This window comes from Parabacteroides sp. merdae-related_45_40 (assembly GCF_001915675.1).
Genome location: NZ_MNQY01000069.1, coordinates 1 through 10,304, shown reverse-complemented (window position 1 = coordinate 10,304; position 10,304 = coordinate 1). Strand labels below are relative to the sequence as shown.

Annotated in this window: 6 protein-coding genes; 4 read left to right on the top strand and 2 right to left on the bottom strand. The window is 44.9% G+C overall.

Features of this window, described 5'->3' with window-relative positions; genetic code table 11:
• Positions 1 to 30 precede the first annotated feature (30 nt).
• The 3 genes from BHV83_RS10170 to BHV83_RS10160 all read left to right on the top strand — a co-directional run bounded on the left by BHV83_RS10170 (position 31) and on the right by BHV83_RS10160 (position 5,508).
• Positions 31 to 2,346 (top strand): cation:proton antiporter, encoded by a 2,316-nt coding sequence (locus BHV83_RS10170; protein WP_122206243.1) that lies wholly within the window; start codon positions 31 to 33, stop codon positions 2,344 to 2,346.
• An 85-nt stretch (positions 2,347 to 2,431) separates the two neighbouring features.
• The gene (locus tag BHV83_RS10165) at positions 2,432 to 4,450 is read left to right on the top strand and encodes an alpha amylase C-terminal domain-containing protein (RefSeq protein WP_286757470.1); all 2,019 of its coding nucleotides are present in this window, start codon (positions 2,432 to 2,434) and stop codon (positions 4,448 to 4,450) included.
• 83 nt (positions 4,451 to 4,533) lie between these two features.
• Complete coding sequence (locus tag BHV83_RS10160; RefSeq protein ID WP_005640267.1) at positions 4,534 to 5,508, top strand: type I phosphomannose isomerase catalytic subunit; 975 nt, start codon at positions 4,534 to 4,536, stop codon at positions 5,506 to 5,508.
• 118 nt (positions 5,509 to 5,626) lie between these two features.
• Here the strand turns inward: BHV83_RS10160 and xyl3A are convergent, their stop codons facing one another.
• Positions 5,627 to 8,233: a xylan 1,4-beta-xylosidase gene (xyl3A, locus tag BHV83_RS10155; RefSeq protein ID WP_005640269.1), complete on the bottom strand. Its 2,607-nt coding sequence runs from the start codon at positions 8,231 to 8,233 to the stop codon at positions 5,627 to 5,629.
• A 205-nt stretch (positions 8,234 to 8,438) separates the two neighbouring features.
• On the opposite strand from xyl3A, the gene BHV83_RS10150 reads away from it, so the two are divergent.
• Positions 8,439 to 9,284, top strand: a complete 846-nt coding sequence (locus BHV83_RS10150) for a DUF5032 domain-containing protein (RefSeq protein WP_286757469.1) — start codon at positions 8,439 to 8,441, stop codon at positions 9,282 to 9,284.
• Positions 9,285 to 9,323: 39 nt separating this feature from the next.
• Here BHV83_RS10150 and trmD read toward each other — a convergent pair whose 3' ends face one another.
• Positions 9,324 to 9,998: a tRNA (guanosine(37)-N1)-methyltransferase TrmD gene (trmD, locus tag BHV83_RS10145; protein WP_005642273.1), complete on the bottom strand. Its 675-nt coding sequence runs from the start codon at positions 9,996 to 9,998 to the stop codon at positions 9,324 to 9,326.
• Positions 9,999 to 10,304 lie beyond the last annotated feature (306 nt).

Sequence of the window (10,304 nt, the reverse complement as noted above, 5' to 3'; positions counted from 1 at the left end):
TTTTGCAAGAAACCGTATCAGAGATAGCAGATGGGTAAAGGAACAAAAAGCATAGCCTTTTATTTGATGATGATCCTGGTCTTTGGCTCACTCATGTATTTCATAGTCAAAGAAGGAGAAAGCCAGCAGGTCGGAACAGCCGTTCAGACCATGCAAAATGCTCCCCAAACTATGGGGGAGGGATTTCTTGTGTTCTGGGATTCGGTTACTCACCATATCCAGTCGTCGATGGGAATCCTTCTTTTGCAAATTATTACCATATTAATTGTCTGCCGCTTGTTCGGTTGGATGTTTCAAAAGATCGGCCAACCCACCGTCATCGGTGAAATCGTAGCCGGTATCGTACTCGGTCCGTCTGTGCTCGGCCATCTTTTGCCGGGGGTATCTGCGTTTCTTTTTCCACTCGAGTCATTAGGTAATATCACCATATTAAGCCAATTCGGTCTTATCCTTTTCATGTTTGCCATCGGTATGGAACTGGATATCGGCGAAGTTCGTAAAAAATTGAAGGAAACTATCCTGATCAGCCATACCAGTACGATCGTGCCGTTTTTCTTCGGTATGCTGACTGCCTATTATGTCTATGGATCTTATGCTCATAAAGGGACACCATTCCTGTCGTTCGCTCTATTTATCGGGATTGCCATGAGTATTACGGCTTTTCCCGTTTTAGCCCGGATTATCCAGGAAAAAGGGTTGACCAAAACACATTTGGGAACTATCTCATTGGCAAGTGCTGCCAACGGAGACATTACTGCCTGGTGCCTGTTGGCCGTCGTGATTGCCATCGCTCAGGCGGGCAGTATGCTGAGTGCCGTTTACAATATATTATTCTCCATTCTGTACATTCTTTTTATGTTTCTTGCTGTTCGTCCTTTCTTACGGATGATCGGGCATATATACCATAATAAAGAAGTGATTGACAAAGCACTGGTGGCCCTGATGTTCCTGTTACTGATCGTATCCTCCTATTTTACCGAGATATTAGGGTTGCATGCTCTTTTCGGCGCCTTTATTGCAGGCGTGGTCATGCCAGGGAACATCAAATTCCGCAAGATCATGACGGAAAAGGTGGAAGACGTATCATTGGCGCTCTTCCTGCCGCTTTTTTTCGTTTCGACCGGACTGCGTACGGAGATCGGTCTGCTGAACACACCGGAACTTTGGGTCATGTGTGGAATCTTCATCGTAGTGGCTATTATCGGTAAGTTCGGGGGTGCTTTGTTTTCCGCTCGTTTTGTCGGTGAAAGCTGGAAAGACAGTTTTTACATTGGGGCTTTAATGAATACACGCGGTCTGATGGAGCTGGTCGTGTTGACGATCGGTTATGAGATGAAGATATTGCCGCCTTCTATTTTCGTCATGTTGGTTTTGATGACCCTGGTCACGACCTTTATGACAATCCCGTTGGTTTCTTTCATTAAATTGTGTTTCAAGACACGTGAAAAGATTAAGGAACATCAGGTTTGTGTGGAACCGGCCGACGGGATATTTAAGGTTCTCCTTTCATTCGGACGTGCCGGAAATGGACAGATTATGCTTGATGTGGCTCACCAGATGTTTGCCCGTGGAAAGAACAAACTGGATTTGACGGCGCTACACCTGACCGTCGGGTCCGATGTCAATCCGTTACATACGGATAATTTTGAGGAAGTGAGTTTCGGACCGATCTTGTATGGAGCCAAAAAATTAGGTATGCACATCCATACACGCTATGAGGTTTCGAATAACGCCGGACAGGATATTTGCGACATCGTCAATAACGAAGGATTTGACTTCCTGCTGGTCGGTTCCGGCATCTCGATGAGCGACTCGCCGGACGATATCGCGGCTACCCGTTACCGTACTTCCTTCTATAACCGTTATTTCAAGCGCTTCAAAGCTCCCGAATCCTGGTTTTATCCTGGTGCGTTGCTGAAAGATAAGACTAAGATGTTTATTGCCCGCAGTAATTGCGACGTCGGTGTATTTATTAACCGAAATTTCGTGAAGGCCACCAATACGTTGGTGGTTATCAGTTCCGAAGAAGATCTCTTTCTGCTCGACTACACAAGGACATTGCTGAAAGCGACTCACGGTTCTGTCGGTATTGTAGCCAAGATGTCCACCACAACACCCGGACATGATCAAATTCTCAAAGAACTTTGGGATTTCGTCTCGTCCACCCCACAAACCCAGCTGTTACCGGATAAAGACCTGACGCCGGGATTGTTCAATAGCTATAACTTCATGCTGATCGGCTACAACACTTGGAACGACGTATCCGAACACCGTAAAGAGGCCCTTCAAAAGATGCCGTCGACATTGATTTTGAATAAGAACAAACGGAGTTCTTCGGATAATTGATTTAAGCCTATGCATTTGCAACGGACTTTTTATTTATATGTGAGTTTTTTCTTCTATCTTTGTGCGAAACCAATCTCAAAAAATCATGGAGTCGCTAAATCTAATAAAGAATGACCCTTGGCTGGCCCCCTATAAGGAGGCAATAGAAGGACGGTACCAATACGTGGTAAACAAAGAGAAGAACCTGACCGGTAACGGCAGACAGACGTTGTCGGAAATGGCTTCCGGGTATCTCTACTTCGGATTGCATAAGACAAAGAGTGGATGGGTTTTTCGTGAGTGGGCACCCAATGCTACTGCTATATATATGATTGGGACTTTCAACGAATGGAAGAAGGACGATCGGTATAAGTTGCAACGGTTGGGCAATGGCATTTGGGAGATTGCGCTTGCTGAAGGTTTGCTGCGTCATGAAGACCTGTTCAAACTCCTAGTCGAGTGGGAAGGAGGCAGCGGGGAACGTATTCCTGCATGGATACGGCGTGTCGTTCAGGATGAAAATACCAAAATTTTCAGCGCGCAAGTATGGAATCCGGAGAAACCTTATGTGTTCAAGCATAAACGGTTTAAGCCTAATGTCTCTCCATTGCTGATTTATGAATGTCATATCGGTATGGCTTCGAATGAAGAGAAAGTCGGCAGTTACGACGAATTCCGTCGTATGGTGCTGCCCCGTATTGCGAAGGAAGGATATAATGCCATTCAGATTATGGCTATCCAGGAACATCCTTATTATGGTTCGTTCGGTTATCATGTCAGCAGTTTTTTTGCCGCATCTTCCCGTTTTGGTACGCCGGAAGAACTGAAACAGTTGATAGACGAGGCTCATAGTATGGGGATTGCTGTGATTATGGATATCGTACATAGTCATGCTGTCAAGAACGAAGTAGAAGGCCTCGGACGTTTCGATGGATCTTACACGCAATATTTTCTGGGCGGTGCCCGTCGCGAGCATCCGGCATGGGATTCCCTTTGTTTCGACTATGGAAAGAATGAAGTGCTTCATTTTTTGTTGTCGAACTGCAAATTCTGGCTGGACGAGTATAAATTCGACGGTTTCCGTTTTGATGGCGTGACCTCGATGCTTTATTACAGTCACGGGCTGGGCGAAGCATTTTGTAATTATGCTGATTATTTTAACGGTCATCAGGATGGTGATGCTATTGCGTATCTGACGTTGGCTAATAAGCTTATCCATGAAGTCAATAAGAATGCGATTACGATTGCCGAAGAAGTAAGCGGAATGCCCGGATTGGCTACCAAATATGAAGATGGCGGTTATGGCTTCGACTACCGTATGGCAATGAATATCCCCGATTACTGGATCAAGACGATCAAGGAAAAGAAAGACGAAGACTGGCATCCTTCTTCCATCTGGTGGGAGACGACGAACCGCCGTGCTGACGAAAAGACAATCAGCTATGCGGAAAGTCATGACCAGGCGTTGGTGGGTGACAAGACGATCATTTTCCGTCTTATCGATGCCGACATGTATTGGCATATGCAGAAAGATGATCACAATTTTATGGTGGAACGGGGTGTAGCTTTGCATAAAATGATCCGTCTGGTCACGGCCTCCACCATCAACGGCGGTTATCTGAACTTTATGGGGAATGAATTTGGCCATCCGGAATGGATCGATTTCCCGCGTGAAGGAAATGGCTGGTCGCATAAGTATGCACGCCGCCAATGGGATTTGGTCAATAATATGGATTTGAAATATCATTTCTTAGGCGATTTCGATCGTGAAATGTTGGAATTGATCCGTAGCGTGAAGAACTTCCAGTCTACTCCGATACAGAAAGTTTGGGATAACGATGGGGATCAGATTTTGGCTTATATGCGAAAAGACTTGGTGTTCGTATTCAATTTCAATCCGACAAAATCGTTTGCCGATTACGGTTTCCTTGTGCCTAAGGGTGAATATGAGGTGGTTCTGAATACCGATGCTAACCGATTCGGTGGCTTCGGGCTCGCGGATGATACCATTCATCATTTCACGCAATTCGATCCATTGTATAAAAAAGAGAAAAAAGAATGGCTCAAATTATACATTCCGGCACGCAGCGCTGTTGTATTGAAGAAAGTAAAGAAAGCGAAATAATTTGTGATTTATAATTTATGATTTGTGGTCAATGCGTAAATCATAAATCATAAATTATAAATCTGATAAATCAAAAATCAAATATGTTATATCCAATGACATTTAAGCCTATCCTCAAGAAGATTATCTGGGGAGGCTCTGACATTTGCCCGTTTAAGGGCATCACTCCGGTGCAGGAAGGTATTGGCGAAAGTTGGGAACTTTCACATGTAGAGGGCAATTATTCTGTTGTAGATAATGGTGCACTTGAAGGTAAAACGCTAGATGAACTGATCCGTACATATGGCAAGCAACTGTTAGGGGAAAAGGTGGTCGAACAATTTGGTTCCATATTCCCTTTGTTGATCAAGTTTATCGATGCACGTGATAATTTGTCTATTCAGGTTCATCCGGATGATGAATTGGCAAAGAAACGCCATAATTCTTTTGGCAAGACAGAAATGTGGTATGTGATCAATGCAGCCAAAGGTGCCGGCTTATATTCAGGCTTTTCAAAGCAGATCAATGCGGATGAATACGTGAAACGTGTCGAGGATAATACGATCATGGATGTGTTACAACGATACGAGGTGAATCCTGGCGATGTATTCTTCCTGCCCGCGGGCCGTGTACACGCTATCGGAGCCGGTTGCTTTATTGCTGAAATCCAGCAGACGAGCAATATCACCTATCGTATATATGATTATGACCGTAAGGGACCGGATGGCAAAGGGCGTGAATTGCATACCGAACTGGCAAAGGATGCGATCGACTATACCTTGTATCCGGACTACCGCACCCATTACAAAGCGCATACGAATGCGACTGTAGAGCTTGCAGCCTGCAAGTATTTTACAACGAATTTGCTGGATGTCGATACGATCATGGTTCGTGATTTCTCCGAACTGGATTCTTTCGTCGTTTATATTTGTATGGAGGGTAAAGCTTCTATCCGTGACAATAAAGGCAATGAAATTTATATTCACCAAGGACAAACGGTCCTGATTCCGGCAGATACGGATGTCGTGACGATTTCACCGGTTCCGGGTGCCAAATTTATGGAGACGTATATTGGATAAGACCCATAGGGTTACGCCCTTTAACCTTATGGGTTAGGAGGCGTAATGCATAGGGTTATGGAATAGATAGAATGCCGCAGGTTTTTCCGGATTATCCGGAGACCTGCGGCATTTGTTTTTATTCGATTGTCAACTCTAATCTCTCTAAGGCTTTTTCGTCTGATGAACCGCCGTAAAGTATCTGATATTTTCCGGGACGGACTTCCATCGTTTGTGTATTGTCGTTAAAAGAGTGGAATGCTTCGGGTGTCAGCTCGATGTTGACTTCCTGGCTGTCGCCAGCTTTTACGTGTACACGCAAGAAAGCCTTCAGCGCTTTGATCGGCCCTTCCGGATCGTTCGGATTTTTGATGTAGATTTGTGCGACTTCGTCACCATCCATTTTGCCGGTGTTGGCAATGTCGAACGTCAGTGTGACAGATTGGTCTTTGGTAATCTTGCCAGAAGACAGCTTCGCATTCCGATAGGCAAAGTTCGTGTAGCTCAAGCCGTATCCGAACGGATAAAGTGGTGTTTCGGTCATATAACGGTAGGTACGACCTTTCATGCTGTAATCTTCAAAGTCCGGCAACTGGTCGATCGATTTATAGAATGTGACTGGCAAGCGACCTGACGGATTGTAGTCGCCAAACAGGATGTCGGCAACCGCTGTCCCGGCTTCTTGTCCGCCATACCAGGCATTCAGAATGGCGTCGATGTTGGCGTCTTCCCAGTTTAAAGCTAGGGCACTACCCGTACAAAGCACGTAGACAACCGGTTTACCCGTTGCTTTCAGTGCTTTTACCATTTCTTGTTGTACTTTCGGTATCTCGATATTGGTGCGGTCTCCTTTCTTGAAACCTTCCACGTTGACCGGCATTTCTTCACCTTCCAAGCGAGGCGAAATACCTCCGACATAGACAATAACATCTGCATCTTTGACTTTAGCGGCAGTGGCGGCATAATCGACAGGTCGACGCGTACCGATCTGGAAGTTGAGGTCAGCGCTACCCGTGCGTTGCATATATTCGATCTTGACAGGATATTTCTTTCCTTTTTCCGCATTCAGCATATACGTCTTTTCTGCCCCGTATTCGTTTTCCCAAACTTCGGCTACTTTTTCATCTCCGATAAAGAGGCGGAAGGCGTCGTTTCCTGACAACTTGATCTCAACCTGTTCCGTCTCTGGTGCTTCAAACTCGCCGGTAAAACGTGCTGTGAAGTTTGTCAGGTTTACATTCGGTGCGAACTGCGTGTTTCCGCCTGTCGTATAATGTAATTGGCTTGCTAAACCTTTATAAACGGCTTCTCCCTTGAATTCCGTATTGTTGTAGAATTCGGAGGCGAATCCCTGTCCGGCAGGGGAGGTGATGTGGTTGCCCAAGTCTTGTATTACGAAGTCAGCCGCATGATTACATCCTAATTCGTAGATTACTTCTGTATCGGGCACTTTGTTGCGGATACCTTCCAATATTGTTACGGTATGCGTCGGGAAGCCGTTGTAGTTCGCCCAAAGCATGGTCGAGTCGGCGGCATTCGGACCGACAACTGCAATTTTCCGGATCGTTTTACTCAGTGGAAGTGTGTTATTCTTGTTCTTCAGCAGCACCATACTCTTATGCGCCATTTCGAGTGCTTGTGCCACATGTTCGGGGCTTTCCACCACGTTGTATGGGATTTGAGCATAAGGAACCCGCTCGTCCGGATCGAACATGCCTAATTCAAAACGACCTTTCAGCAGGCGGCGTAGGGAGACATCCAGATCATTTTCGGATATCTTTCCCTCCTTCAAAGCTTTGATCAAAGCTTTATAGCTGTTGCCGCATTCCAGGTCAGTCCCGTTCAGGACAGCATCTGCAGAAGCGCTTTCCGCATCGGGATGTGTTTCGTGGCGAGGCGTGCGTTCGTCCCGTTGCCAGAAGTCGTTGATCGCACCGCAGTCGGAAAGGATGATGTTTTCATATCCCCAACTATTCCGAAGGATGTCGATGAGCAGTTTGTCGCTACTACAGCAGGGTTTGCCTTGATAGCGATTGTAGGCGCACATGACTTCCTGTACATTTCCTTTTTTTACCAAGGCCTCGAAAGCTGGCAGGTAGGTTTGCCATAAATCACGGGGCGTCACTGTGACGTCAAATTCGTGACGGTTCCATTCCGGTCCGCTATGGACTGCATAATGCTTGGCGCAAGCATGTGTCTTAAAGTATTTCGGATCGTCTCCCTGCAAGCCTTTCACTACGGCAACCCCCATCCGTTCTGTCAAGTACGGATCTTCTCCATAGGTTTCCATGCCACGGCCCCAGCGGGGATCACGGAAGATATTGATATTCGGCGTCCAAAAGGTCAAGCCTTTGTAGCGGTCATATTCTTTATTTTTTTGATACTGATGGTATTTGGCGCGAGCTTCATCGCTCACCATCGTAAATGTTTCGTACAGTGCGTCGTCATCGAAAGTAGCCGCCATCGCGATAGCCTGTGGGAAAACAGTCGCTTTTCCGGCACGTGCGACACCGTGCAAGGCTTCGTTCCACCAATCGTATTCGGGTATACCGAGGCGTTCGATTGCCGGAGTCGTGTTCATCATTTGGCCGATCTTCTCTTCGGCAGTCAGACGTTTCAAGAGGTCGTCTATGCGTTCGTCGATAGGGAGATCAGGATTGCGAAACGGATAATCTTCTTGTCTTTGGCTACAAGAAACAGACAGCAATAATGTTAGTGCTGCTACCGTCAGATGTTTCATTCTCATGTTATTAAATTTTAGATATTGTATGTTTTACGTTTTATATTATTGTAAGATGTTTGTTATTAGCTATTTATTATGATAAATTATATTGCAAAGCTAATGGTTTACTTGCATTTCTTCAAGTAGAATTACTTAAAATAGGTTACTTCGTCCGTTATTTTAGCAAATGTCCTATTTTTGTAAGATCGAATAGTAAAAAGAAAGAGAGATGAAGAAATTTTTAAGTGTGCTTTTGATGGTGGCAGGTCTTATGTCTTGTGGAGATGATGATAAGCCGTTTATTCCTGAGTTGAACAAGCTGACGAGTGTTACATGTACGAAAAACGGAAATGCTTTTTTTAACGCGAATATCACTTATGACCAGGACAAGCAAATCAATCGGATTATATTAAATACGGAAGGAAATCAGTTTACTGATAATTATATTATTGTAGACAAGACGATTTCCGTAAGTGGCGTGAAGATGATCGACGGTTCTCCGACTGATCCCTTTGTCCATACGGTTTACACGCTAAGCGGAAATATGATTGCGGCCAAGGAAGAAAAATCTGAAAACAAGTATATGAGTAATGCTGTGTATACGGCTGTAGAAAACAGGTACACCTATAGTTCTAATTGGCTGAAATCAGTTTCGCAGATTATCCAGTGGCCGAATGAGGACGGTTCGGGTTATCAGGTAAGAGAACTAGGTGAGGTGGATCGCTATTCGTGGGAAAATGGAAATGCGGTGCATTATGCTTATCTGCCACAGAAAGAGATTACATATGAATATAATTCTCAATTACGTCCAGAGAACTTTCCGTTCCGAGTTGTCAATTCATTTCAACCGGTCGGCTTTGATGTGATTTCTCCGTTGAACCTGCTCTATGGGAAGATGAATCAGAATCTGCCAACCCGTGCCTATTGGTATAATGTCTCCGATGCAACGGATATTTGCGCCGAATATACATTCCGCTATACGTTGACCGGCGATTATATCACAGGCATGACGATTGAAGAAAAGATCAATCCCGTGAATGGTGCAACTGCGGAAAATAACACGTATGAATATTAGTTTATCTATAATTTCGTGGTAGAGCAGAAGTAGGACAATTTACTTCAATAAATCGGGGCGTAGCCGGGCTGTCCTTTCTTGAGCTTGTCCGAGACGCCATTCTTCAATCTTGCGTTGGTGTCCGGACAGAAGGACGTCGGGAACTTTCCAGCCGTTGTAATCGGCAGGCCGGGTATAGACTGGGGGAGCTAGCAAATTATCCTGGAACGAGTCGGAGAGGGCACTTTGCTCGTCGCCGATTGCTCCGGGAATAAGACGTACGACGGCATCTGTGATGATGGCGGCAGCCAACTCGCCTCCTGTCAGGACATAATCACCAACAGATATTTCCTTTGTTATCAAATGTTCGCGGATGCGGTAGTCGATTCCTTTGTAATGTCCGCAAAGGATGATCAGATTGTTCAGCATCGACATGCTGTTTGCCATCGGCTGGTTGAAGGTTTCCCCATCTGGCGATGTGTAAATAACTTCATCATAATCCCTTTCGCTTTTCAAAGCCGAGATGGCCCGGTCGATAGGTTCGATCTGCATAACCATGCCGGCTTCACCCCCGAAAGGATAATCATCCACACGCCGCCATTTGTTGGTCGTGTAATCCCGCAGATTGTGTAAATGTATTTCAGCCAAACCTTTGTCTTGTGCCCGTTTCACAATGGAACAGTTTACCATTCCTTCGATCATCTCGGGAAGTACGGTCAGTATATCAATGCGCATCATATTTTATTTCAGATTTATGGTGCAAATGTAGGAGATTTCCCAAAGTCTGCAAAATAAAGTTTTGTAAGCATGGATTTTTAGTTTTTTGCAAAACAACTATCATACTATCATAAATGAATTTATATGCTTGTAAAACAGTGTGTTATTCTATGATAGTTCTTGCTTTTAACTATCATTTATCTATCATAACTATCATGGGTAAAAGGTAATCGTCTCCGCGATGCTACCTTTGCCATTTATGGGGGAGTAAATTTCTTATAGTCTCGTGATCTGTATTGGGATTTATATCAATGAGCTTAGTAA

Coding starts and splice junctions, on each gene's coding strand:
- BHV83_RS10170 (WP_122206243.1), top strand. CDS start 31: ATGGGTAAAGGAACAAAAAGCATAGCCTTTTATTTGATGATGATCCTG.
- BHV83_RS10165 (WP_286757470.1), top strand. CDS start 2,432: ATGGAGTCGCTAAATCTAATAAAGAATGACCCTTGGCTGGCCCCCTAT.
- BHV83_RS10160 (WP_005640267.1), top strand. CDS start 4,534: ATGTTATATCCAATGACATTTAAGCCTATCCTCAAGAAGATTATCTGG.
- xyl3A (WP_005640269.1), bottom strand. CDS start 8,233: ATGAGAATGAAACATCTGACGGTAGCAGCACTAACATTATTGCTGTCT.
- BHV83_RS10150 (WP_286757469.1), top strand. CDS start 8,439: ATGAAGAAATTTTTAAGTGTGCTTTTGATGGTGGCAGGTCTTATGTCT.
- trmD (WP_005642273.1), bottom strand. CDS start 9,998: ATGCGCATTGATATACTGACCGTACTTCCCGAGATGATCGAAGGAATG.